The following is a 24,974-nucleotide window of genomic DNA, read 5'->3' as shown; positions in this document are numbered from 1 at the left end:
GGATGGAGCGCGCACATCATCGAGCAACGCATCGACAACAAGATCATCCGGCCGAGCGCGAATTACACCGGTCCGGACAACCTCGAGTTCGTCCCGCTGGCAAAGCGTGCGTAAAGCGCATCAGCCCTCTTTACGGTGATACGCGAGATCCGTGAAGAGCTTCGGCCCGTCGCCGCGCCGGCGGCGGGTTATTTTTGAAATCGGCGCCTAAAATAGCCCGGATTTCCAGTCGAAGGGGTCTTCCCCACAATACCTTTGAGCATGGCGCGCGAAAGACCATGCCATGACCGAGACACGGCGATGAACACTGCAAACCGCAAACCCCTGCCCGGCACCACACTCGATTACTTCGACGCGCGCGCAGCCGTCGAAGCGATCGCGCCCGGCGCTTATGACAAGCTGCCCTACACCTCGCGCGTGCTCGCCGAGAATCTCGTGCGCCGCTGCGATCCGGCGATCCTCGAACAATCGCTGATGCAGCTCGTCGAACGCAAGCGCGAGCGCGATTTTCCGTGGTTTCCCGCGCGCGTCGTCTGCCACGACATTCTCGGACAGACCGCGCTCGTCGATCTCGCTGGCCTGCGCGACGCGATCGCGGACCAGGGCGGCGATCCCGCGAAGGTGAATCCGGTCGTGCCGGTGCAGCTCATCGTCGATCATTCGCTCGCGGTGGAATGCGGCGGCTTCGATCCGGATGCGTTCGCGAAGAATCGCGCGATCGAAGACCGGCGCAACGAAGATCGTTTCGATTTCATCAACTGGACGAAGAAGGCGTTCAAGAACGTCGATGTGATTCCGCCGGGCAACGGCATCATGCATCAGATCAATCTGGAGCGCATGTCGCCGGTGATTCACGCGGTCGATGGCATCGCGTATCCCGATACGCTCGTCGGCACCGACAGCCACACGCCGCACGTCGATGCGCTCGGCGTCATCGCGATCGGCGTCGGCGGGCTCGAAGCGGAGAACGTGATGCTCGGCCGCGCATCGTGGATGCGTCTGCCGGATATCGTCGGCGTCGAGCTGACGGGCAAGCGTCAGCCGGGCATCACGGCGACCGATATCGTGCTCGCGCTCACCGAATTCCTGCGCAAGGAAAAGGTCGTCGGCGCGTATCTCGAGTTCCATGGCGAAGGCGCGTCGAGCCTCACGCTCGGCGACCGCGCGACGATCTCGAACATGGCGCCCGAATACGGCGCGACCGCCGCGATGTTCCATATCGACGAGCAGACGATCGAGTATCTGCGTCTCACGGGCCGCGACGACAAGCAAGTGAGCCTCGTCGAGCATTACGCGAAAACCGCTGGCCTGTGGGCCGATTCGTTGACGCACGCGGAATACGAACGCGTCTTGCGCTTCGATCTGTCGACGGTCGTGCGCAACATGGCGGGTCCCTCGAATCCGCACAAGCGCCTGCCGGTGTCCGAACTGGCGACGCGCGGCATCGCGGGCAAATGGGAAGAAACGCCGGGGCAGATGCCGGACGGCGCGGTCATCATCGCGGCGATCACGAGCTGCACGAACACCAGCAATCCGCGCAACGTGATCGCGGCGGCGCTCATCGCGCGCAATGCGAATGCGCAGGGTCTCACGCGCAAACCGTGGGTAAAGTCGTCGCTCGCGCCGGGCTCGAAAGCGGTCGAACTGTATCTGCAGGAATCCGGTCTGTTGCCCGATCTGGAAAAGCTCGGCTTCGGCATCGTCGCGTTCGCGTGCACGACGTGCAATGGCATGTCCGGCGCGCTCGACCCGGCGATCCAGCAGGAGATCATCGATCGCGATCTGTACGCGACCGCCGTGCTGTCCGGCAACCGCAATTTCGACGGCCGCATTCATCCGTATGCGAAGCAGGCGTTTCTCGCGTCGCCGCCGCTCGTCGTCGCGTATGCGATCGCGGGCACAATCCGTTTCGATATCGAACGCGATGCGCTCGGCATCGGCAAGAACGGCCAGCCCGTGTATCTGAAGGACATCTGGCCGAGCGATGAGGAAATCGACGCCATCGTCAAACAAAGCGTGAAGCCCGAGCAGTTCCGTCGCGTCTACGAACCGATGTTCGCGTTGACCGCGCAAAGCGGCGAAGCCATCAGCCCGCTCTACGACTGGCGCGCGCAAAGCACCTACATTCGCCGTCCGCCGTATTGGGAAGGCGCGCTTGCAGGCGCTCGCACGCTCAAGGGCATGCGCCCGCTCGCGGTGCTCGGCGACAACATCACGACGGACCATCTCTCGCCGTCCAACGCGATTCTCGCGAACAGCGCGGCCGGCGAATATCTCGCGAAAATGGGCTTGCCCGAAGAGGATTTCAATTCGTACGCGACGCATCGCGGCGATCATCTGACGGCGCAGCGCGCGACGTTCGCGAATCCGACGCTCATCAACGAAATGGCCATCGTCGATGGTCAACAGAAGAAAGGCTCGCTCGCGCGCATCGAACCCGAAGGCCGCGTCACGCGCATGTGGGAAGCCATCGAAACGTATATGGAGCGCAAGCAGCCGCTCATCATCGTCGCGGGTGCGGATTACGGACAAGGCTCGTCGCGCGACTGGGCCGCGAAAGGCGTGCGTCTCGCGGGCGTCGAAGCGATCGTCGCGGAAGGCTTCGAGCGCATTCATCGCACGAACCTGATCGGCATGGGCGTGCTGCCGCTCGAATTCAAGCCGGGCGAAAATCGGCAGACGTTCGGCATCGACGGCACCGAAACCTATGACGTCATCGGCGAGCGCAAGCCGCGTGCTGATCTCACGCTCGTCATCCATCGTGCGAACGGCGAACGCGTCGAAGTGAGCGTGACGTGCCGGCTCGACACGGCCGAGGAAGTCTCGATCTACGAAGCCGGCGGCGTGCTGCAACGCTTCGCGCAGGACTTCCTGGAGTCGTCGAAAGAAGCGGCCTGACATTCAATCAAGGATACGAATCACATGGCACACGCACCTCAGATCAAGATCGCCGCGACCTACATGCGCGGCGGCACCAGCAAGGGCGTTTTCTTTCGCCTGAACGATTTGCCCGAAGCGGCGCGCGTGCCCGGCCCCGCGCGCGATGCGCTCTTTCTGCGCGTGATCGGCAGCCCGGACCCGTATGGCAAGCAGATCGACGGCATGGGCGGCGCGACGTCGAGCACGAGCAAGACGGTCATCGTCTCGAAGAGCGCGCGCGCCGGACATGACGTCGACTATCTCTTCGGCCAGGTCGCCATCGACAAGCCATTCGTCGACTGGAGCGGCAATTGCGGCAATCTTTCGGCGGCGGTCGGTCCGTTCGCGATCACGAGCGGCCTCGTCGATCCCGACCGCGTTCCGGATAACGGCATTGCAATCGTGCGCATCTGGCAGGCGAACATCGGCAAGACGATCATCGCGCATGTGCCGATGACCAACGGCGCCGTCCAGGAAACCGGCGACTTCGAACTCGATGGCGTGACGTTCCCCGCCGCCGAAGTGCAGCTCGAATTTCTCGATCCCGCCGCCGAGGAAGAAGGCGCGGAAGGCGCGATGTTCCCGACCGGCAATCTCGTCGACGATCTGCACGTGCCCGGCGTCGGCACCTTCAAGGCGACGATGATCAACGCGGGCATTCCGACGATCTTCGTGAACGCGGAGGACATCGGCTACAAGGGCACCGAGCTTCAGGACGCGATCAACGGCGACGATGCCGCGTTGAAGCGCTTCGAAACCATTCGCGCATACGGCGCGCTGCGCATGGGGCTCATCAAGAGCCTCGATGAAATCGCCAAACGTCAGCACACGCCGAAGATCGCGTTCGTCGCGCGTCCGGCGGAATACGTCGCGTCGAGCGGCAAGCGCATCGGCGCGGACGATGTCGACGTGCTCGTGCGCGCGATGTCGATGGGCAAGCTGCATCACGCGATGATGGGCACGGCGGCGGTCGCCATCGGCACGGCGGCGGCGATTCCGGGCACGCTCGTCAATCTCGCGGCGGGCGGCGGCGAGCGTCAGTCGGTGCGCTTCGGGCATCCGTCGGGCACGTTGCGCGTCGGCGCTGAAGCCGTCGAAGCGAACGGCGAATGGCAAGTGAAGAAAGCGATCATGAGCCGCAGCGCGCGCGTACTGATGGAAGGCCGCGTGTCGGTTCCCGTCGTCGCGCTGGATTGAGTGTCGGGCGCGCGCCGACATCGCGCGATCGAACTGTCGTTCGGAGTACGCCGTTATGCGTCGATAAATTCGAGCGAAACCGATGACCGGCGCGCTCTGCTTCGCTTGGCACAACCTGTGCGAAAGATCGAATGGCGACTCGTCCGTCGCCATTCAATTACTCTTATTTTTTGCCGGGAGACCTGCCATGACCACTCTGACCATCACCGACCTGCCGTGCGTCGAAACGATGCATCGCAATGCGATGTCCGCCATTCGCGGCGGCATGCTGTATCTGACCAATCCCGATAGCAAGAAGCTTCCCGAGATGCCGAAGCTGCCCGATTCGTGGCCCGGCGCCGCGCTGCTGAAGGAGCTTCATCTTCCGCCGCCGCTGCCCGCGGTACCGTCCGCGCCTCCGCCGCTGGATCCGCGTCTGCTGTGAGCGGCCGACGATGTCGCACCGAGTTCGAGGTGCGACATCGATCGAAGCGCTTCTTACGTCGTCGATCACGCCGGACCTTCGCTTGAATCCTGTCGAAACAGGCACACCGTTTCATCTCTGCTCCTTTCAACGAGTCAACAACGAAGTACGCGCGCGGGCATGCCGCATGCGCAAGGGCTAAAAACCACGCGCATTCGGAAGAGAAGCTATGTCCACTTCATCCGCCACTTCGAGACCTCCATCGAAATTCGCTCCGGCGATATTCGAATTGCTCGATCCCATTCCTTACGGGCTTTTTGTCGGCACGCTGATCTTCGACATCAGCTACGCCATCACGCGCAATGTGTTCTGGGGAAAAGGCGCGGCGTGGCTCGTGACGGCCGGTCTCATCATCGCCATCGTTCCGCGGCTGCTCAATCTCGGTCACGTATGGCTGCAAAAGCGGCGCGCGGTCTCGCGGATCGAACGAATCGATTTCTGGCTCAATCTGATCGCGATCGTCGCCGCTGTCGTCAACGCCTTCGTGCATAGCCGCGATGCCTACGCGATGGTTCCGGAGAACGTCATTCTCTCGGTCATCACCGTGGTGTTTCTGAGCATCGGTCATATCGCGATGGCCATGCACCGGCTCGTTCTCGCGGAGGCGGCTCATGAATAAGCGCATGATGATAGGCGCGCTCGCGATCGCATTCGCGGCATCGATGAGCGGATGCAACGAACACGCGCAGTACGATGCGCAACATCAGGCGGGCGAGAAGCCTCCACTGCCGGACGCACGCAACTTCTTCGCGCCGCCGATGCAGGTTCCCGAATACGTCGGCTGGCGCAACGGCGCGACGCCCAAGGTCGCGGAAGGATTGCGGATCGAAAAGATCGCGTCCGGTCTCGTGCATCCGCGTCAGGTCTACGCGCTGCCGAACGGCGATGTCCTCGTGGCCGAATCCAACAGCCCGAACGAGGAAGCGGTGACGACGCCCAAGCAACTCATCGCCGGATTGATCGCGAGCAAGTCGGGGAAAAAGGCGAAAGGCGCGAATCGCATCACGCTGTTGAGGAAAAGCGCGAGTGGCGAGTGGGAGCGGCATGTGTTCATCGATCAACTGCATTCGCCGTTCGGCATGCAACTGATCGGTGACACGCTCTATGTCGCGGATACCGACGCGATCCTCAAGTTTCCCTACAAGACGGGCGAAACGAGCATCGCTGAGCGCGGCGTCGAGCTGGCCGATCTTCCGGACACGATCAATCATCACTGGACCAAGGCCCTGCTCGCGAGCCCCGATGGCAAGAAGCTCTATGTCGGCGTCGGCTCGAACAGCAATGTCGGCGAGAACGGACTGGAGGTCGAATACCGGCGCGCCGACGTTCTCGAAGTCGACATTGCGACGGGCGCGAGCCGTATCTATGCAGCGGGCATTCGCAATCCGACCGGACTGCAATGGGAACCGAAGTCGAAGCAGCTCTGGGCAATTGCCAATGAACGCGATGAAATCGGTGCGGACCTCGTCCCCGACTATCTGACTTCAGTAAAAGAGAATGCGTTCTATGGCTGGCCGTATAGCTATTACGGACAGCACGTCGATCCACGCGCGCAGCCGCAGCGCCCCGATCTCGTCGCCCGCGCGATTCCGCCCGATTACGCTATCGGTTCGCACGTCGCGCCGCTCGGGCTGGCGTTCTATACCGGCGGCAATCTGCCGGCGCAATATCGGGGCGGCGCGTTCATCGGCGAACATGGCAGTTGGGATCGCTCGCCGCTGAGCGGTTATGTCGTGTCCTACGTCGCATTCGAAAACGGCAAGCCTGTCGGCGCGCCGAAAGATGTCGTGACCGGCTTCACATCGGCGGATCAGAAAGAGCTATACGGCGCACCCGTGGGCGTGGCGCAGGATCGCGACGGCGGCCTTCTCATCGCCGATGACGTCGGCAATGTCGTATGGCGCGTCACGGGAACAGGCGGATGATTCGCGCTTGAATATCCGGTACTTTTCAACGAATCGAAACGCGCGCAGTCGATGCCGACCCGCGCGCGTTCATCGTCTATAGTGAGAGATCAAACCTCGGAGGCACCATGATCTTCTCAAGGCGTCATGTTCTGGCCGGCGGAATCCTGACTGCAGTCCTGCTTACCATTCCAGTAGCTCACGCTCAACTCGGCAATCTGCTCAATCAAGGTAAAGAGAGCAGCAGCGGCGGCGCACTCGGCAACTTGAGCGGCCTGACCGGAGGCTTATCGATGGATTCGCTCACGTCGGGCAGCACGAGCAATGTCGCGGGCGTCATCGAATATTGCGTCAAGAACAACTATCTCGGCGGCAGTGCGTCATCCGTCAAGGACGGGCTGATGAGCAAGCTCGGCGGCTCGGCTTCCAGCGATTCAGGCTATACGAACGGCGCGAAAGGCATTCTGGATAGCGGCAACGGCAAGCAGCTCGACTTGAGCGGTGCGGGGCTGAAGGAGCAAGTCACCAAGCAGGTCTGCGACAAGATTCTCGCTCAGGGAAAATCCCTTCTGTAGCGATGTTTTCTTGCCGCCGTGAGCGTGCCTGATCGAAGACTTCGCTTCAGGCCTCGTCGCCGAACAGCGCGGCTTGCGCGGCGGCTTTGGTCGTCTTCGTTGCGCGCGTGTCGGCGAGAAAATCATCGCGATTCTTTCCGACGATCCATTGCGGCGCGCGGCCGCGTCCGCTCCACGTCGCGCCGCCGATGGGATCGCGATACTTCGCTTCCCTGACCGGTTCCTGCGCTTTCGGCTTGCTGCCTGACAGCTCTTCCAGACTGATGCCGTACTGGCGCATCTTCTGCACGATTTCGATCAGCACCTGGCGCGTTTCGCGTTCCTTCGCTTCGGCCAGTTGCTTGTTCAGCGCGTCCTGTTTCGCCAGGAGTTCTGTGATTTCCGGTGTTGTGTAAGCCATTTCCTGATTCAATGTATGTGTATCGACAGCTTGCCGCATTGCCCTTGCGCCGATTCAGCCCGCCCAGCTTGTTCTGCACGGACGTCAACGCTTTGATGTTGCGACCGTGCCCGCCCTTGATAACGGGTCGAAAAATTCGAGCATGGGGAGAATACGCCAGTACAAAGCGCGGAGCATTCTGAAGGCGACGCGAAGCTGGGGAAAATCTTGCGCATCGCTCGTCGTGGATAGCTCTTTCGCTCTTTGCACTCCTTCCGCGATTACCTGCGTCGCCAGTGACGAGAAAGCACTGGCTATTGAGTTCGTTTTCGAGAGTGACGATCCGGTAGTACGCCGGTCGGCTTTGAAGAAAGTGGTTGGCCGTGGCAAAGGCCAGTCACCATCCCTATCCATTTCAATGCCTCGAGTTGAACAAAAAATCGCCTGGCTCAGACATTACCACAATGAACTGGCCGCATCGCATGTTTGTGACCGTTTGATGAAGCGATTTCCGCCTGTTGCGTGTACGCCGCCCGTGCTTTACGAGCTTGCCGAGTGAGTAAGGTTCTGTATTAGCATACACAGCTAATCAGGCTCTGCCCGATTCGATGGCGCGTGAAGCGCGTCGAGAATACCTGGAAGTAAAAGGGAGACCGGTTTGAAGAAACGCGCCACCGTGATCTGTCGCAGAGGCAAGCGCATCCTTCTTGTCGCCCGCAGTCAGTCGAAGTGGGCCTTGCCGGGCGGAATACTCAAACGTGGAGAACATCTTTCGGATGCCGCACTGCGCGAGCTTCGGGAAGAAACGCGGTTATCGGGAAAGTCGGCCAAATATCTTTTCGACTTTCGCGGCAAGCAGAAACACCATCACGTGTTTTCCTGCGCAGTCCCGAATCGGGCAAAAGCTCGCCCGAGTAACGAAATATCCAAATGCCGCTGGGTTCATCTCGACGACATCGCGCGCCTGATAACCAGCGCGCCGACAAGCGATATAGTCAAACTTATGAATCAGCGACGCAGAAAGTAATCGTCAAGAGCGGATATACGCCTATTGATCGGCAACTTCCACGCGATCACGTCCGCTTCGCTTCGCACGATACAGCGCTGCATCGGCGAGGCCGTATGCGATGTCGAAGCCGGTTCCCGCCGCATTATTGCTGATGCCGAAGCTCGCCGTGATGCGTCGATCCACCGGCTCGACGACCAGCGTATCGCTAATTGCCTCACGCATGCGCTCGGCGAGCAGCGCGGCGCTGTGCGGTTCATGTCCGGGCAACAGCACGGTGAATTCCTCGCCGCCCACGCGTCCGATGAAACCCTGATCGCCCACGATGCGCCGCAGGCAATCGACGACGCCGAGAATCACCGCATCGCCGGTGGGATGCCCGAAGTCATCGTTGATCCGCTTGAACTCGTCGATATCGAGCACGATCATCGCCGCGCTCGTCGAGCGCAGCGCTTTCGTGGCCTGCTCGATGACGGCGCTGCGATTCAGCACGCCCGTCAGCGCATCGTGCGACGCGCGATGCGACAATTGCTGCGCGAGCGTCTGCATCTCGCGCTCGGCGCGGTCGCTGCGCCCGATCAGACGCCGCGTTTCGCGCATGAGGCGCTCGAAATGATCGATGAGTTCCCCCAACGACCGGCGATATTCCGCGGCGCCTGCGTCGGGCGCCGCGTGCATCGCGCGCGCCTTGTCCAGCGCCGCACTTTCGTTCTGGAACAGATCCGGCGTCGGATCGTCGGACGATGTCGATGGCATGCCTACCGTCCCGGATGAGCGATGAGACGGTCGGTGAATTCGATCGCGCGGAAATCGGCCTTCAGTTCTTCGCCGAACTCGGCGATGGTCTCGTCTTCCTCGTCGTGATACCAGTTCATCAATACGCGGCTGCCCGATTGCGCTGCCTGATCGAGCGCGTCGAACATGCTGAACAGCATCTTGGTGCTCGAGCTATTGAAGTAAGTCAGCGCGACGTCGATCGTGACGACGGCTCCGGCATGCTCGGCAAGATACTTGCGCATCTGCTCGATGACGGGCGCATAGAACGCGGCCGCATTCTCGGGATAGGACTCGCCCTTGAGCGACAACGCGTGCTGATCGAAACGCAAATCGACCTCGGGCGATGTCGTCGTGGCGGCAATATAAAAGTTATCCATGTTCTCGTGCCTTCCTGCTCAGATGATGGCCATAAGGCAAAACAGCGTGGTTCCGGGTTCGTCGGCACGCGGATGAAAAGCGAATTCGAGCGGCGCGCTCGCATCGCGCGCCATCGTCAGAAAACCCAGGCCGGCGCCTTTGCTGTCTTCGGGTGTATCCGAACGCAGCGATAGCTTGTACGCCTGCCTTATCTCTTCGAGCGACATGTTGCGAAGCGGCTCGAGCTTGTTACGCAGGCTTTCCACTTCGGCGGTCGCCATCGGATTGACGCATAACATGACGTGATGTTCGCCGTCCTTCGAGATGCATACCGCGCCCTCGCGTATCGCGCCTTCGTCTTCGCTGCCCTGCAAAAGCGCATTCGACGAGTAATGAACGATGTTCTGCGAAAGCTCGACAAACGAAGAGAAGAGCTTGCGGCGCGTCGGACCGCTCACGCCGGCGACTTCCAGTTGCAGCTTCACGACTTCGCCCATGGCCGCGACGATGTTATGCGAGAAATATCCCTTGTGATAGAAGAGAACATTGCGTCGCTGCGCCAGATCGAAAAAGGCGCTGTCCTGATCGAGTAGTTGAGACATGCTTTGAATTGACTAGATACGGGCACAAAAGAACGTGACATCGTCGCGGCGCGGCTGCACGCCTTGCCAATGCGCGAGCGCCTGCCGAACGTGCTCGCAGATCGTCCATGGCGACTCGCCGCGATGTGCGTGGATAACATCGAGAATGCGGCGCCGGCCGAAGGAAATGTTTCGCGGGCCGCCGATCTGATCCGTCAGCCCGTCGGTGCAAATGAAGATCAGGCTGCCGGCCGGAGCCGCAATCGCGCGCAGATTCCACGCGTAGTCCGCGCGGCTGTCGACATAACCTACGCCCATGCGATCGGCCGCGATGGTTTGGAACTCCGCCGCATCGGGCGGGAGAATATGCAGCGCGACGCGCGCGCCCGCGAAATGCAGCACGTTCTCCGAAGCATCGAGCCAGAAAAACGCGGTGTCGAGTCCGTCATTGGATTGATGCCCGGCGGCATCGCCGTTCACTTGCCCGAGCAAGCCCTTGACGTTGCGATTGACCGCCGCGAGCAACGCAGCCGGATCGCGCGGACCGATCTGCTCGATCGCCTTCGACAGCGACGCCGAAGCAAGCAAGGTCATGAACGCGCCGGGAACGCCGTGACCGGTGCAATCGGCGACCGCACCGAACCAGCCATGCGGGAACGCCGCGAAATGATAGAAGTCGCCGCCGACGACATCGCGCGGTTCCCAGACCATCGCGACATCGCGAAGCTGCGTCGACAATGTGTCGTCGGATGCGCGCAGCATGGCGCGCTGTATCACGCTCGCATATTCGATGCTCTGCATGATCTGGCGGTTCTTCTCCGCCTGCATTTGCGCGACCGCGCTCACGAGTTCGAGGCCGCTGCCCACGCCGGAGAACCGTCCGCCGCGCGTGACGATGAAACCATCGACGAGCGCCTTTTCGCCGGCATCGACGGTTCTGAATGCGAGGGTTTCGATGCTCACGTCCGCTTCGACGATCAGCGGCTCCTTGTCCATGAACGCGATGCAACTCTTCTTGTCGTAAAGCTCGCGATGAAAAGGCTTGCTCATCTGCGACATGAAGATATCGCGGTTGATCAGCCCAATTGGGCGCAATCCTTCGATCACGGCCAGGCTTCCCATGTCGCGGCGCGCGGAGAAGATTTCCATCACCAGTGCATTGGAGCCCTCCGCGTCGACAAAGGGGACTTCCCTGCAAAGATCGCCGGCAGTACGAAGATCTCTCTGCCCGGAAAAACCGCGAAAGCTCGAGAACGCTGAGTGCATGACAACGCTGGCCGATGTATGAAGAAACAGTGCACGCTAAGGCTTCTTCATGAACTTTCGGTGACAAGACGCAGCGTCATTCGCCTCATTGTTGTGAAAGCGTTAAAGCGGCCAAATGCAAACGTTTGCCGCCTTTTCCGCGCTGAAACACGCTGATTTTTTGTTTTCAGGCCCGGCGTTCGTGATAGATCGCGAGCCATACGGTCGGCTCGACGGCATGCGTCCATGCGACGCGATGCCGGCAATGCGGTTCGATCAGCACATGATCGCCGGGACGCATTTCGAGCAGCGTCGAATCGTCTTCGAATTCGAGCGCGGCCGCGCCCGACAGCAGCACGACCCATTCGGCGCGCGAGTCGTCGTACCAGAATCCTTCGGGGCTCGCGTGCCCCATCGACACGATCCGCTCCACGTTCAGACGCTCTCCGGTGACGAGCATGTCGACACGCTCCTCATTGCCGCGCTTCGCTTCGAAGCTGAAAAGATTACCAGTCTGGATTTGCATGGCTCGACCTCGGTATTGAAACGAACTTGCCGTTCTATCGTGCCCGAGATACGCCGATCGAGCGATCGGAAAAAATACGCGAGTCGAATGGGCGTCGAATTGGCTTCGCACATTCGTGCTAGCCTGAAAGACGGATCTTTCATCGCGAGGAGTGGCGCGTGCAGATTTCCGATCCGACATCGCTGTCCCGGCTGGAGCAGATTCCGGAGTCCGCCTTCGATCTCATCGTCATTGGCGCGTCGGCGGGCGGGCACATGGCCACGGCCAGTCTCGTCGACGGCCTGCCGAAAGACTTGCCGCTCACGGTCGTGCTGATGATGCACCTGCCGCCCGAAGCAACACTATGGGTCTTCGAACGACTCGCGTATCCGGTCGAATGGATCACCGCCGGCTCGCGCATCGGCGGGCGCAGGCTGATGGTCGCCCCGCCGCACGCTTTCGTGGAATTGCTGCCGGACGGTTCCTTCGTGCTGTCGCCGTGTCCCGGCGGCGCGATCGAACGGCCGATCGACCGGCTCTTCGAATCCGTTGCGCGCAGCTTCGGCCCGCGAGCGATCGGCGCGATCCTGACGGGCCTCGGCCGCGACGGTTCGGTGGGCGCGAACGCGTTGCGCGCCGCCGGCTGCCGCCTGATCGTGCAGAGTCAGGCGAGCGCGGAATATCCGCAAATGCCCGCAGCCGCCATCGCCACGGGCGCGGCGGACATGGTGGTGCCGCTCGACGACATCGGTCAGGTCATCGGCGAGATCGTCTGCGGAACGCCACAGCCGCGCATGCGCTCGGAGCTGCGCGCCATCAACCGCACGTTCGGCGATGCCGGCGAGATCGCGCATCTGGCGCGAGAGATCGACTGGTGCCGCACGCCGCTCGGATGCGTGCTCGGCTGGCCTGCCGAACTGCAGCTTACCGTACGCACCGCCATCGATTCACCGCAGGCGATGTCGATCCTGTGGGGCTCCGATCTGATTCAGATCTACAACGACCGCTGGCGCGTCTTCCTCGGCGCGAAGCATCCGCTCGCCCTCGGCCGGCCCGCGCACGAGACGTGGCCGGAGGTCTGGACGGACGTGCTCGGACCCATCGCCAAGGGCGTTCTGACTCACGGCGAGGCGGTCGCGGGCGAAGATTTCCCGATCATGATCGACCGGCACGGCTTCGTGGAGGAAGTTTTCGTCACGTTCTCGTACTCGCCCATCCGCGATGTGCAAGGCCGCGTGCTCGGCGTGCAGAACACGGGCTGGGAGACGACGCGCAACGTCGTCGCCGAACGCCGCACGCGCGCATTGCACACGCTCGCGAAGGCGCTTGCCGACGCGTTGTCGCGACGCGAAGCCTGCGAACGCGCCGCCGCCGCGCTCGCCAGCGCGCCGGCGGATTTGCCGTTCGCCCTGATCTATCTGTTCGACGAAACGGGCCAGCAGGCGAGCCTTGCGGGAGCGGCCGGTCTCGAGGCCGGCTGCGCGGCTGCGCCCTACACGCTCTCGATGAACGTCCGGGACGACGGAAGCTGGCCGATGTCCGCGGCGTTGGCGGCGTCGAGATCCGGCGTGCTGACGGGCTTCGCCGTCGACGATCTCGACTGCCGCTTTCCCGGTCTCGAGGCGCCTGTCAAGGCGCCCCGGCGCAGCCAGCGCCCGACGCGCGCGCTGATCATGCCGCTCGGCACCGCGACGCGAGCCCGGCCGCTCGGCGTCCTGATTCTCGGTCTCAGCCCGCATCGGCCTCAGGACGAAGCGCACGCGCACTTCATCGATCTCGTCGTCCAGCAAGTCAGCGGGGGAATCGGCGACGCGCTCGCCAATGAACTGGAGCGCGAGCGGCTGGCGCGGCTCGCCGAAATCGATCGCACGAAGACCGAGTTCTTTTCAAATGTGAGCCACGAATTCCGCACGCCGCTCACGATGATGCTCGCGCCGCTCGACGAGCTGCTGCGCCAGCATCCGTCGCTGCCGGAGAAGGCCGCCGCGAACGTCGTGGTCGCGTCGCGCAATGCACGCCGCCTCTTGCGGCTCGTGAACAGCCTGCTCGATTTCTCGGCCATCGATGTTCAGGGACGGCCCGCCGTCGCGCCGATCAATCTCGGCCGGCTCACCGCGGATATCGTCAGCGCGTTTTCCGGCGCGATCAAGGCGGCGGGACTCGATTGCCGCGTCGCCATCGACATGGACATGCCGCCCGTGCCGGTCAACGTCGAAATGTGGGAGAAGATCGTCTCGAACCTCATTTCGAACGCACTCAAGTTCACGTTCGAAGGCCATATCAGCGTTCGCCTCAAGGCGATCAGGCTGCATGCGGAACTGGAAGTCATCGATACCGGCGTCGGCATTCCGGCGTCGGAGCTGCCGAACGTCTTCACGCGCTTTCATCGCGTGCAGAAATCCCGCGCGCGCACGGCGGAAGGCGCGGGCATCGGTCTCGCGATCGTGAAGGATCTCGTGCAGCGTCTGGGCGGGCAAGTGTCCGTGCGCAGCGAGGAACATTCCGGCACCACGTTCCAGGTCTGGATTCCGCTGACTTCGCGCCTCGAAACGATCGAGCGCCCGGACCTGAGCGGGCGCGAGCCGGCGCTCGCCGCACTGCTGGCCGATGAAGCGGCACGCTGGCTTCGGCCGAACGGATCGCTCGAGGACGATGACCTCGTCGAGTTGAGCGCGGCCACGGGACCGAAACGCGGCCGTGTGCTGGTCGTCGACGACAATGCGGATGTTCGCGAGCATCTGCAACGTCTGCTCGGCGCGCGCTGGGAAGTGGACGTCGCGCCCGACGGCACGCTCGCGCTTGCTCAGGCGCATCGGCACCGGCCCGAGCTGATCCTCGCGGATGTCATGATGCCCGGCATGGACGGCTTCGCTCTATTGCGCGCGATACGCGAGGACGATGCGCTCAGGGACACGCCTGTCATCCTTCTCACGGCCTACGCCGGCGAAGACTCCGCGATCAAGGGGCTCAAGGCCGGCGCGGACGACTATGTCGCGAAGCCGTTTTCCGCGCGCGAGCTGCTGGCGCGCGTCGAAGGGCAGATCGAGCTGTCACGCTCGCGCTTACGCACGCGGGAAGTCAACGCGTTTCTGGTGCGCTTCTCGAACGCGGCGCGCGATCTGACCGATCCGCAAAGCATGATGCACCTGGCTTGCCGGATGGTCGCGGGGCAACTGGACACCGAGCAGGTCGAGTGGCTGCCGATCGAAGGTCGCGCGACCTGTGAGCCATTCGCGTCGGCGTACGAGCGAGGCCAGTCGGTCGTCATCAGCGATACGCAGGCCGATCCGCGTCTGTCCGCGACGATCAGGCAGAGCCTCGCCGAAGACGGCATCGGCGCGGCTGTTTTCGTCCCGGTGATGGCCGAAGGCCGCTTGCGCGGGCTTCTTCGCGTGACGCAACGCACGTCCCGCCGCTGGATGCCGGAGATGGTCGCGCTGGTCGAAGGCGTTGCGGGCCGTTGTTGGGCCGAGGTCGAGCGCGCCCGTTCGGCGGACGCGCTGCGCGACGCGCTAGAACACGAATCCGCGCTGCTCATGGAACTGAGGCGCCGGGTACGCGGCATCATCGCCGAGATCATCTCGATCAACGCGCGCACCGCCGATGGCGCGGGAAGCGTCGAACGCCATGCGTCGCTCATGAACGGCCGGCTGCAAGCGCTCGCGCGCATCGAGCAAGCACTTGCCGATGGACTGAACGTCGAAGTGGATCTGCACGACATCGTGCGTCTCGAGATCGATGCGCTGGGCGAAACGAACGGCAAGTTCGATATCGACGGAGAGCATGCCGCGCTTTCATCGGAAGCCGCCGAGACGATGACGATGATCGTCCACGAGCTCGTCGTCAACGCACTGGAATACGGCGCGCTTTCGGCGGATGGCGGAGCCGTGACGATTCGCTGGGCGCGCGTCGACCGAAGCGGCGCGACGTGGCTCTGCTTCGACTGGACCGAACATGGCGGGCCCGTGCTCGACGCGTCGGCGAACGTTCGACGACGCGGCTTCGGCACGGAGATGATCGAACGAAAGGTCGCCGACGAGCTCAATGGAAGCGGCCGGCTGGAGATCGGGCGGAACGGCGCGCGATGTCACATCGAGTTTCCGCTGGGCGACACGCTCAGCCGGCCGTGAACGTTACATGAGGCTTCCCCACTCGTAGTCCACCTTGTCGGGATGCAGCGCGAACATGCCCGCGCCCGGCGTGAACGTCAGCTCGCCGAAGTAAATTCGGTCTTTCGCATCGTACAGATCGACGCGCACGAATTCGAAATCGCTCGACAGCTTTCGCGCGATCGAAACGAGCGCATCCAGATTCGCCGGTCGCGGAGCCGGAGTCGGGCTGCGCGGATAGTGGCCCATGCCGATATCGAGAAGATTCCAGTCCGCGTCGTACATGTCGCCGCGCGGGCTTCCGAAACGATCCGAAATAACGAGGATGAATATCTTCGGATCGCCCGACTGCTTGTTGAAGACATGAAACTTCAGATCCGGCGGGACCTTTCCATCTTCTCCGGTAAGAAGTGCCTCGAAGAAAATGCGCCGCTCGATGGTTCGGTAATGTCGTTCGCGTGCAATCGCATAAAAGTCGGTCGATAACCAGCTTTTCGCCATTGCATCGAGTTTCTCGAATGACGTTTCGTTCTTGTCGCGCACGACATGCACGAATCCGCTGCCGTGATTCGCCTTCATGACGAAGGATTGGGGAAGCGCATCGAAAACACTTCTCGTGAAATCGGATGGTTCAGCAACCAGCGGCACGAGATACTCGCTGCCGATCTTTTCCGCAACGTATTCACGTACTTTCAGCTTGTCGCTGAGGTCGCCGAAGCGTGGATCGGGTTCGAGGCAGCGCCGCAGGATTTTTTCATTGAATGTCGTCGGATTGCGCAGCTTTGGAAATCGTCCGATCCGGCGACGATGATAAATGGTCAAGTACAGGTTATCGGGCAACCAGTCCCTTACGCTGTGAAACAACGTCTTCGAGAGAGTCATTTACTCCCCTCCTTTATTCTGTACGTCAGACGAAACCCCGTCCGCCCCTTTCTCCGGCCGCGCGTTAAATGCGAACCGAATTTCGCCGCGGCGCTGTTCCATTTGCCGTCGGCACTTCATCGAAACCTTGATTTTCTGCTGAATCGTGGACTGCACGTATGTACGCGAACGCACACACCCGAAAGCCACGGTGTCAGAACACGTTTCCAAAAGTTGCTTTGCTTGCGACGACATTTCTTCGACGTTAAATTTTCTCGGGCCGGCGAATCAGATAACCGGACCGGTTTCTCTCTTTCGATGAGTCGCTGGACTTCACCGACGCAAGTCAGACCATAACGCATCCGGTCGATAGACGAGCGTCGTAGCGACAGGCGCCAACATTTGCGTCAATCGTATCGAGACCGTCTCCACGAGCAAGCGCGTTTCTTGCATCGAGAGCGGCTCGCGATGCTTCCGATGCCGGATGCACGCCACGCATGCGTCGCGCATGCGGCCGCAGTGCAACCCGCAACACCTTCAGAAATCCTTAGGGGCGGAGTCGACACATGCTCAAAGAGAAACAGATGAACACGCGCTGGATGACAAGCGCACTCGCGGCCGCAGCGCTCGCATTGCTCGCCGCTTGCGGTGGCGGCGGCGGTTCGGGCAACGGATCGAGCTCGCCCACGAGCTCGGGCGAAGGCGGTGCAAGCTCACCGGGCGGCGCGAGCGCACCCTCCGGCGCGAGCACGCCTTCGACGACGACCGGCACGCCGACGCTCGCCGCCGCGACTGCAGTCGTCGATGGTACGACGATCGGCGCATCGCAATGGAGCGACGGCTCTACATCGACGGGCGGCACCGGCCAGGCCGTCGCCAATCTGAACTGCACGGTCGCCGGCAATAAATACAGCTATTCACATCTGTCGATTTATCAAAACGGTAAGCAACTCTCGTTGCCGGCGAACGTCGGATACGTGAAGCCGACCATGGCGAAGCAGACGGGTTGCGTGTATCCGGTCCACACCGTCGATGCCTCGGGCAAGATCCGCATGGACGTGACATCGAATGCGTCTTACACGCTCGGGCAGTTCTTCTCCGTCTGGGGTCAGCCGCTCAGCACGACCAACGTGGCGGGCCTCACGGGCAATGTGACCGCGTGGGTGAACACGGGCGGCACGCTCACCAAATACACCGGCGATCTTTCGAGCCTCGTGCTGCCGGACAAGGGCGAAGTGACGCTCGTCATCGGCGCGACGCCGACGCAGATCGCGACCTATACGTGGACCGATCCGCCGCCGTTCACGTCGACGGTGACGACGCTCAGCTACGGCGGCCTGGTGGGCAATCTGTACTTTACCGATGGCAATACGGCGACGGGCGGCACCGGCGCGCCGGTCGATGGCCTGATCTGCGCGGCGGGCATGGCCGAGACGTTCCACGTTCACTCGCACGTCGCCATCTTCAAGGACGGGCAGTGGCTCGCGTTCCCGAAGAATGTCGGCATCTTGTCTTCGTGTAACTATGAAACGCACACGCATGACAACACCGGCATCATTCATATCGAAACGCCGAACTTCAAGGACTTCACGCTCGGCCAGGTATTCGATGTCTGGGGCATGCCGCTTTCGAGCACGAACGTTGCGGGCATCACCGGCGACATCGTCGTCTATATCAACGATAACGGCGACGTGCGGCGCTACACGGGCGATCCGCGCAACATTCCGCTGACGTCCCTGCGGGATATCACGTTCCAGATCGGCAAGCCTTTGACCACGCTTCCGACTTATTCGTGGTACGAGCCGCAGTAACGACAGCATGAACGCCGCGGTTCAGGCCGCGGCGTTCGATCACTGCCCGCATTCCTCTTTCTTTCAACACCCAATGTCATCGGCGTCTATGTTCGGCACCACATTGAACGCCGGTGCACAAGCTGCTATGTTTTCCGCATCGCAGTCGAGCCGAAATGCGCTCGCGCGAGTATCTGTCATGGCAGAGACAAGCACGGCTCGACGATTCTTTAAACACGACGTTAGCTCGCCGTCGAGTATGATGATTTCAATACCTGCCTTGTCTTCCGGGGTTTTTCCGTCGTTTGACCGATCGTCGAACCCTGAGAGCGTTACGCTCTGCCGTGTCTTTGCATAGGCTTTTCCAAGGGGACTTCGTCGTCGTGAAGATACTGATCGTGAACACACTCTATTTTCCGGATGAACCCGGAGGGGCCGAAGTATCTACGCGACTACTGGCCGAGGGTCTGGTCAGGGCAGGCATCGAAGTCTGTGTGGTCTGCGCGACCGGATCGGGTGTCGACCATGTGGACAACGTGAATGGTGTGAAGGTCTATCGGCTTCGCTCGGTCAACCTCTACTGGCCGCATCTGCGCGAGAAGCACGGCCGCGTCGCCAAGCTGATCTGGCATGCCATCGATGTCTATAACGTCATCATGTCGCGCAAGCTCGCGAGCATCATCGCGCGTGAAAAGCCGGACGTGATCAGCACCAGCAATCTGTCTTGCCTCTCTGTCGATATCTGGCGTCTCGCACGCAATGCCGGCGTGCCGATCGTGCATACGGCGCGCGATTACTATCTGATGTGTCCGACCGCGATCATGTTCTCGCATTCGAAGCCATGCCAGCGGCAGTGCGGCGTGTGCTCGGTGTATGCGCAGCCCAAGCGCATCGCGTCGGCGCGCGTCGCGGTCGCTGTCGGCGTGAGTCGCTTCGTGTTGCAAAAGCATCTGGAAAGCGGCTACTTTTCGCGTGCGTCGCGCACGGCGGTCATCTATAACGCGTGCGAATCGCTTGAAACTTCGACTGCGCCGCCGCGCACGCGCCGTTATACAGGCGGCCCCGTGCGACTCGGCATACTCGGGCGCGTGTCGCGGGAGAAAGGGCTGGAAGTGCTGCTCGAGCAATTGCTCGCGGACGATACGCTGCAATGGACGCTAGCCGTAGGCGGCCATGCGGATGCCGATTATCTTCAGGCGCTCAAGTCGAAGTACGACGATCCGCGCATCGAATATCTCGGCCGCGTGAAGTCGGACGCGTTCTACGACAGTATCGACATTCTCGTGGTGCCATCGATCTGGAATGAACCGTTCGGGAGGGTCACGGTCGAAGCGTATTCGCACGGCGTGCCGGTCGTCGGTGCAAACACGGGCGGCATTCCCGAAGTCATCGAGCCGCGCACGAATCTGGTGTTCGACATCGCGCAGCCCTCTTCGATCATCGGCAAGCTGCATGAAGCGGTGGCGTTGCTCGACGACCCGCGCGTGCACGAGCGTTTCCGCGACTATGCGCGGCGCTTCAACGTCGATGCGATGGTCGAGTCATATCGCGCGCTGTATGAAAGCGTGCTCGAAGAACAGGCGCTGCCACGCGCCGTATGTCCGTAACCTTGCCACGGTCCATATCGTTTTTGCTGCTGGCCACAAGGTAAAAATCGGGCTATCGATTCATAAGGAAGACGCAAAGCATGTAGGCAGCACGCAAATTGAAAAAACGCGATACCCCTTGCTTTCATGGGGTAAACTGGGCCGCACACCTTGCAGGATCAAAGTTCAGCTCGAACGACCGCACTCGATTTCCAATCCTGTCGTCGATCGGATCGAGGTGACGCGGCGCCAACTGTCAGCCATCAGCTCATACGCTGTAGAACCGGAGCCGCGACACATGAAGGGTCATCCGCCCCGTCACATCATCGGCAAGCGCTCAACAAGCTACGGCGCGCGCGAAGACTTTCGCACCGCCAAGCCGCCGGCTCGTAGTGATCTGCATCCTGTCCATACGCCGTGAAAGTACTGATCGCGAACACGTTATATTTTCCAGACGAGGTCGGCGGCGCCGAAGTCGCGACGCGACTCCTTGCCGATGGCCTCATCAAGGCAGGCATAGAGGTTTGCGTGGTCTGCGCGACCGGCACAGGCGACGATCGCAATGAAGTCGTCAACGGCGCGAAGGTCTATCGTCTGCGTTCGACCAATCTCTATTGGCCGCATGCGCCTGGCGAGCATTCCCGCGTCGCCAAGCTGATCTGGCACGCGATCGACGTGCGCAACACGTCGATGACGCGAAAGCTCGCCGAGATCATCGAGCGCGAGAAGCCGGACATCATTCATACTGCCAACCTCTCGTGTCTTTCCGTCGATGCATGGCGCGTCGCCAACAACGCGGGCGTGCCTATCGTACATACGATCCACGATTACTATCTGTTGTGCCCGACGGCGAGCATGCTCACGGCCGGCAAGCCCTGCGCGAGTCAGTGCGGCGTGTGCTCGCTGTATGCGAAGCCGAAGCAGATCGCATCCGCGCAGGTCAGCGTTGCGGTCGGCGTCAGCGATTTCGTCTTGCAGAAGCATCTCGAGAGCGGTTTTTTCTCGCGTGCGGCAAAGACGACCGTCATCAACAATTGCTATCAGCCGGCCATGGATTCCGTCGCGGCACAGCATTCGAGACAAGATGGAAACGCTCCATTGCGACTCGGCATGCTCGGGCGCGTGCTGCCTGAAAAGGGCGTCGAGTTGCTGCTGGAACAACTGCTCGCAGACCAGACGCTCGACTGGACGCTCTCGATCGGCGGCACCGGAGATCAGGACTTCGTCGATTCGGTCAAGACGAAATACGCGGACCCGCGCGTGACTTTCCTCGGACGGGTCGATCCTTCGGATTTCCTGAGCAGCATCGATATTCTGGTGGTGCCGTCCGTGTGGAACGAACCGTTCGGGCTGGTCGTCCTCGAAGCGTATTCGCATGGCGTGCCCGTCGTCGGATCGAATATGGGCGGCATTCCCGAGATCATCGAGCCGCGTTCGAATCTCCTGTTCGACGTCGGCCGGCCCGAGACGTTGATCGACAAGATTCACGAGGCAACCGCCTTGCTCGACGATCCTTCTACGCGCGACCGGCTGCGCCAGCATGCGCGCAAGTTCAGTCTCGATGCGATGATCCGCTCCTACGTCGAACTGTACGAAGGAATGGTCTGCCTCGAAGATCGAAAGCCGTGGCTCGCGACAGGACGTGAGGCGAATTGAGCCGCGGATGTTTCATGCGGGTCTTCGCGCATCAAAACGACATGCTGTAAGCGCGGTCTTCGTCTTCGACGTTACGCATGCGGCGTTCGAGATCGGCAAGATCGCCTGACGACGCGAGATAAGCGCTATGCGAAGGCATGTCGGTACGGGAAACCAGCTTGCCGAGAAGATGCGAAAGCAGTGCGAACATGATGTGCTCCTTGTCGTGTAGGAGGCGGCGTTTGCCGTATCGCTTCACCGCCTGACGCAGCGCGCATGACGTTCGTTCGTCGAACCTGCTTCACATGCATCGCCGATGTGAAGCAGGTTACTTCCCGTGAATTAGCTTCGAATGAGTGCTTTCATTCAAGCCTTCGCGTAAATCGAGCTTCCGAGCGTCAGTGTCGTGCCGCCACTCGCTGACGCAAAGCGGATCTCATAGAGATCGCGACCGAAGTTACCAGGCACCTTGACCGACATGCCGCCGCGATCGTCCGAAAGCGGCACGAAGAGTTGATAGCGAAGGTCCGTGTTGCCGTACAGCACATAACCCGGCAGTTCGGGCAACGTGGTCAGGTAAGCCGGTTCGTTCCCATCGATGACGATCGGCACGGCCGTTGGCGAATCGTTCGTCAGGGTCCATTGCGTGTCTAAACGCTGCTGCCATGCGGTGTCGAGCGGCGTGAGCGCGGCGAGTTGCTGACCGACCGGCAGCGTGAGATACGCGTAACCCGCGCCTGGCACCACACGCTTCATCAGATAGCGATAGCTGTACGCGTGGCCGTTCTCATCGGTTCCGGAAGCGACCGTGAAGCGATACGAGGCGCTATCGCTGTTGCTCCACCACCATCCGTCACTGCGATACTGGTATGCGCCAAGCTGCGTCCACGTACGCTTCTTTCCATCCCACTGGTTCAATTGCAGGCTGCCGTCCGGATTCGCGATCACCTGGAATGGCGAGTCGGAATTGCCGTAGATACCGCCAGCCGTGACGATGTTCGGCGCCGATGCGGCCGATGGCGCCGTCGTGCTGATCTTGGCCGGCAGCGAGGCGATCGAGCCGTCCTCTTTCAGCGCGGAGAGCACGAGCGATTCGGCGATCTTGCGAGCGTCGTAGCCCGAATTGCCCGTGATCATCAGCGCGAGTTGCGCCTGTGGCACGACAAAGAACTCGCTCGAATAGAAGGCCGTTCCGCCGTCCTTTTCCCATCCGAGGACGCCTGCTGCATCGAGCGCCGGTTGCCTGATCGAGTCCCAGCCGAGTCCCCATTTCCATTCGGGCGACGGATTAATCAGGAGTCCGGTAGTTTGATCCGTGCCCATCTGCGCGATGCCCGCCGCCGATACTACGCGCTGCCCCTGAAACATGCCGCCGCCGATGATCATCTGCGCCAGATTCATCATGTCGCCGGGCGTGGAGCTCAACCCGCCCGTCGCATAGGCGTTGACGAATTCCTGATACTGCGTGCCGTTCGCAAACGGATACGAGAACGAGCCGCTGCTCGGCACGCTCGTTAGATAGCTGGAGTTCGTCATCTTCAGCGGCGCGAGGATGTTCGCTTCCACGAAGCTTGCGAAGCTCTGCCCTGTCATCGCGAGGACGATCTGCTCGATCATCGTGAAGCCGTCGTTGCAATACACGGCAAGCTCGCCGGGGTAATGCTTCAGATGCGTATTCGCGAGTTCGGCTTGCGTATCGGCTGCGTAGCCGGGAACCGGCGCGAACGTGAAGAGATTGCGCGAATTCGTGCCCGGCAGTCCCGACGAATGCGAGAGCAACTGGCGCGTCGTGATCTTCGCGTACTCGGGCGAGAGCATCGTGAATGTCGGGAGATAACGGACGATCGGCGTATCGAGCGTGATCAGTCCGCGATCCTGAAGGATCGTCGCTGCGAGCGCCGCAAACAGCTTGCTGACGGAGCCGATGTTGAAACGCGTCTGGGTCGTCGCCTTGGTTTGGTTCGGCACCGACGATACGCCGAACGCCTGCTGCCAGAACACGTTGCTGCCCTTGAGCATGGCCACCGATATTGCCGCGACGGGCTGCGTCGGATTGCCGATGGCCTGCTGGATTGCCTGCTGCCCCATGGCGACGGTTTGAGGATAGGACTGGGAGTCGGCGTTATCGCTGCCGCAGCCGGGAAGAAGTGTCGCGAGCATTCCGGCGCCGGCCATGCCGAGGAACTGCCGACGGCCCGTGCTCGCTATATTCGGGCTGAAGATTGAAGGGGCGCGGGTACGGTTCGATCGGGGCACGACGTCTCTCCTTGTTGTTATCTGCAAGGCGTACTCTGTGCGGCTCGTTCCTTTTGCGCTCGATTATAGGCATGAAAATCGCGCAATCGAGCGAAGTTCCCGCTACGCGGGCGGATGCGGCAGTGTCGCCACTAATGCGAATGAATCTCGTTGTCGGCTCGTCATCGCCGAACGTCTATTCTGAGTGTGTGGCAACGCGACCAGGCGGGAGACGGTATGCAAGGCGATCCGAAAGTGATTGACTACCTCAATGCCGAGCTGAAGAACGAACTGACGGCCGTGCATCAGTATCTTTTGCACGCGCGTCTCTATCAGCATTGGGGATTTGAAGAACTCGGCGCGCACGAATACGACGAGTCGATGGACGAGTTGACGCATGCTGACAAGCTGATCGAGCGAATCCTCATGCTCGATGGACTGCCGAATTTGCAGGATCTTCATGCGTTGGCCATTGGCAAGCAGACGCTCGAAGCTCTGCAGAACGACCTCAAGCTCGAGCAGGCGGCCCAAGCGCAATGCAAGGAGGGGATCGTCTATTGCGAATCGGTGCGGGACTTTGTCTCAAGAGGGATTCTGGTCGAACTGCTCGACGCTACCGAGGATCACATCGATTGGCTGGAGATTCAGATCGGCCTCATCGACAAAATCGGCATCGAGAATTATCAGCAATCGGCTATTCGCAAGCTGGCGTGAGATGCCTTGAAAGTCCCAACGCAAAAACCCCACCTTTTTGGGGTGGGGTTTTTGTTTGAAGCATGAGGAGCCTGACGATTACCTACTTTCACACGGGTATCCGCACTATCATCGGCGTGGAGTCGTTTCACGGTCC

21 protein-coding genes are annotated in these 24,974 nt (G+C 61.2%); 12 read left to right on the top strand and 9 right to left on the bottom strand.

What is annotated here, in order from left to right:
* Positions 1–300 precede the first annotated feature (300 nt).
* The 6 genes from acnD (at position 301) to NCS67_RS30590 (ending at position 7,058) form a co-directional block, all read left to right on the top strand.
* Positions 301–2,898 carry a Fe/S-dependent 2-methylisocitrate dehydratase AcnD gene (gene acnD / locus NCS67_RS30615; protein ID WP_008345873.1) on the top strand — a complete coding sequence of 866 codons (2,598 nt, stop codon included), beginning with the start codon at positions 301–303 and terminating at the stop codon, positions 2,896–2,898.
* 24 nt (positions 2,899–2,922) lie between these two features.
* Positions 2,923–4,116 carry a 2-methylaconitate cis-trans isomerase PrpF gene (gene prpF, locus NCS67_RS30610; protein WP_250437806.1) on the top strand — a complete coding sequence of 398 codons (1,194 nt, stop codon included), beginning with the start codon at positions 2,923–2,925 and terminating at the stop codon, positions 4,114–4,116.
* A 187-nt stretch (positions 4,117–4,303) separates the two neighbouring features.
* Positions 4,304–4,540 carry a hypothetical protein gene (locus NCS67_RS30605; protein WP_250437805.1) on the top strand — a complete coding sequence of 79 codons (237 nt, stop codon included), beginning with the start codon at positions 4,304–4,306 and terminating at the stop codon, positions 4,538–4,540.
* Positions 4,541–4,748: 208 nt separating this feature from the next.
* On the top strand, positions 4,749–5,198 hold the full coding sequence (locus NCS67_RS30600; protein WP_175982217.1) for a DUF2231 domain-containing protein: 450 nt from the start codon (positions 4,749–4,751) through the stop codon (positions 5,196–5,198).
* The gene (locus tag NCS67_RS30595; RefSeq protein WP_250437804.1) at positions 5,191–6,504 is read left to right on the top strand and encodes a PQQ-dependent sugar dehydrogenase; all 1,314 of its coding nucleotides are present in this window, start codon (positions 5,191–5,193) and stop codon (positions 6,502–6,504) included. The genes NCS67_RS30600 and NCS67_RS30595 overlap by 8 nt, the downstream gene beginning before the upstream one ends.
* A 107-nt stretch (positions 6,505–6,611) precedes the next feature.
* Positions 6,612–7,058 carry a YjjA family protein gene (locus NCS67_RS30590; protein ID WP_250437802.1) on the top strand — a complete coding sequence of 149 codons (447 nt, stop codon included), beginning with the start codon at positions 6,612–6,614 and terminating at the stop codon, positions 7,056–7,058.
* A gap of 46 nt (positions 7,059–7,104) precedes the next feature.
* Here the strand turns inward: NCS67_RS30590 and NCS67_RS30585 are convergent, their stop codons facing one another.
* Complete coding sequence (locus NCS67_RS30585; RefSeq protein WP_008345885.1) at positions 7,105–7,458, bottom strand: H-NS histone family protein; 354 nt, start codon at positions 7,456–7,458, stop codon at positions 7,105–7,107.
* 637 nt (positions 7,459–8,095) lie between these two features.
* Between NCS67_RS30585 and NCS67_RS30575 the strand changes: the two genes are divergently transcribed.
* Positions 8,096–8,464, top strand: a complete 369-nt coding sequence (locus NCS67_RS30575) for an NUDIX hydrolase (protein WP_008345887.1) — start codon at positions 8,096–8,098, stop codon at positions 8,462–8,464.
* Positions 8,465–8,485: 21 nt separating this feature from the next.
* Here NCS67_RS30575 and NCS67_RS30570 read toward each other — a convergent pair whose 3' ends face one another.
* The 5 genes from NCS67_RS30570 to NCS67_RS30550 form a co-directional block, all read right to left on the bottom strand.
* Positions 8,486–9,199, bottom strand: a complete 714-nt coding sequence (locus NCS67_RS30570) for a GGDEF domain-containing protein (protein ID WP_250437801.1) — start codon at positions 9,197–9,199, stop codon at positions 8,486–8,488.
* A gap of 2 nt (positions 9,200–9,201) precedes the next feature.
* Positions 9,202–9,597, bottom strand: a complete 396-nt coding sequence (locus NCS67_RS30565) for a DUF1987 domain-containing protein (protein ID WP_008345890.1) — start codon at positions 9,595–9,597, stop codon at positions 9,202–9,204.
* Positions 9,598–9,615: 18 nt separating this feature from the next.
* Positions 9,616–10,179 (bottom strand): SiaB family protein kinase, encoded by a 564-nt coding sequence (locus NCS67_RS30560; RefSeq protein WP_008345892.1) that lies wholly within the window; start codon positions 10,177–10,179, stop codon positions 9,616–9,618.
* Positions 10,180–10,191: 12 nt separating this feature from the next.
* Positions 10,192–11,307: a SpoIIE family protein phosphatase gene (locus NCS67_RS30555; protein WP_250437800.1), complete on the bottom strand. Its 1,116-nt coding sequence runs from the start codon at positions 11,305–11,307 to the stop codon at positions 10,192–10,194.
* 283 nt (positions 11,308–11,590) lie between these two features.
* Entirely contained in the window at positions 11,591–11,929 is a 339-nt protein-coding gene (locus tag NCS67_RS30550; protein ID WP_008345896.1) for a cupin domain-containing protein, read from the bottom strand.
* A 158-nt stretch (positions 11,930–12,087) separates the two neighbouring features.
* On the opposite strand from NCS67_RS30550, the gene NCS67_RS30545 reads away from it, so the two are divergent.
* On the top strand, positions 12,088–16,038 hold the full coding sequence (locus tag NCS67_RS30545) for a chemotaxis protein CheB (protein WP_250437799.1): 3,951 nt from the start codon (positions 12,088–12,090) through the stop codon (positions 16,036–16,038).
* 3 nt (positions 16,039–16,041) lie between these two features.
* Here the strand turns inward: NCS67_RS30545 and NCS67_RS30540 are convergent, their stop codons facing one another.
* Complete coding sequence (locus tag NCS67_RS30540) at positions 16,042–16,899, bottom strand: ATP-grasp fold amidoligase family protein (protein WP_008345899.1); 858 nt, start codon at positions 16,897–16,899, stop codon at positions 16,042–16,044.
* Between the two features lie 545 nt (positions 16,900–17,444).
* Between NCS67_RS30540 and NCS67_RS30535 the strand changes: the two genes are divergently transcribed.
* From NCS67_RS30535 to NCS67_RS30525, 3 genes are all read left to right on the top strand, one after another.
* A complete protein-coding gene (locus tag NCS67_RS30535) occupies positions 17,445–18,689 on the top strand; it encodes a hypothetical protein (protein ID WP_008345902.1) in 1,245 nt (414 codons plus the stop codon).
* Positions 18,690–19,012: 323 nt separating this feature from the next.
* Positions 19,013–20,275 carry a glycosyltransferase family 4 protein gene (locus tag NCS67_RS30530; protein ID WP_309806850.1) on the top strand — a complete coding sequence of 421 codons (1,263 nt, stop codon included), beginning with the start codon at positions 19,013–19,015 and terminating at the stop codon, positions 20,273–20,275.
* A gap of 396 nt (positions 20,276–20,671) precedes the next feature.
* Complete coding sequence (locus NCS67_RS30525) at positions 20,672–21,910, top strand: glycosyltransferase family 4 protein (RefSeq protein ID WP_008345906.1); 1,239 nt, start codon at positions 20,672–20,674, stop codon at positions 21,908–21,910.
* 31 nt (positions 21,911–21,941) lie between these two features.
* On the opposite strand, the gene NCS67_RS30520 is transcribed toward NCS67_RS30525, so the two are convergent.
* A complete protein-coding gene (locus NCS67_RS30520) occupies positions 21,942–22,100 on the bottom strand; it encodes a DUF3563 family protein (RefSeq protein ID WP_008345908.1) in 159 nt (52 codons plus the stop codon).
* A 155-nt stretch (positions 22,101–22,255) separates the two neighbouring features.
* Complete coding sequence (locus NCS67_RS30515; protein ID WP_250437797.1) at positions 22,256–24,049, bottom strand: serine hydrolase domain-containing protein; 1,794 nt, start codon at positions 24,047–24,049, stop codon at positions 22,256–22,258.
* Between the two features lie 312 nt (positions 24,050–24,361).
* Here NCS67_RS30515 and bfr point away from each other — a divergent pair, with 312 nt between their 5' ends.
* On the top strand, positions 24,362–24,838 hold the full coding sequence (gene bfr / locus NCS67_RS30510; protein ID WP_250437796.1) for a bacterioferritin: 477 nt from the start codon (positions 24,362–24,364) through the stop codon (positions 24,836–24,838).
* Positions 24,839–24,974: the final 136 nt, after the last annotated feature.

Source organism: Caballeronia sp. ATUFL_F2_KS9A (assembly GCF_023630765.1).
Taxonomy (GTDB): Bacteria; Pseudomonadota; Gammaproteobacteria; order Burkholderiales; family Burkholderiaceae; genus Caballeronia; species Caballeronia zhejiangensis.
The sequence above is the reverse complement of the archived record's forward strand: the minus strand, read 5'-3'. Positions and strand labels throughout refer to the sequence as shown.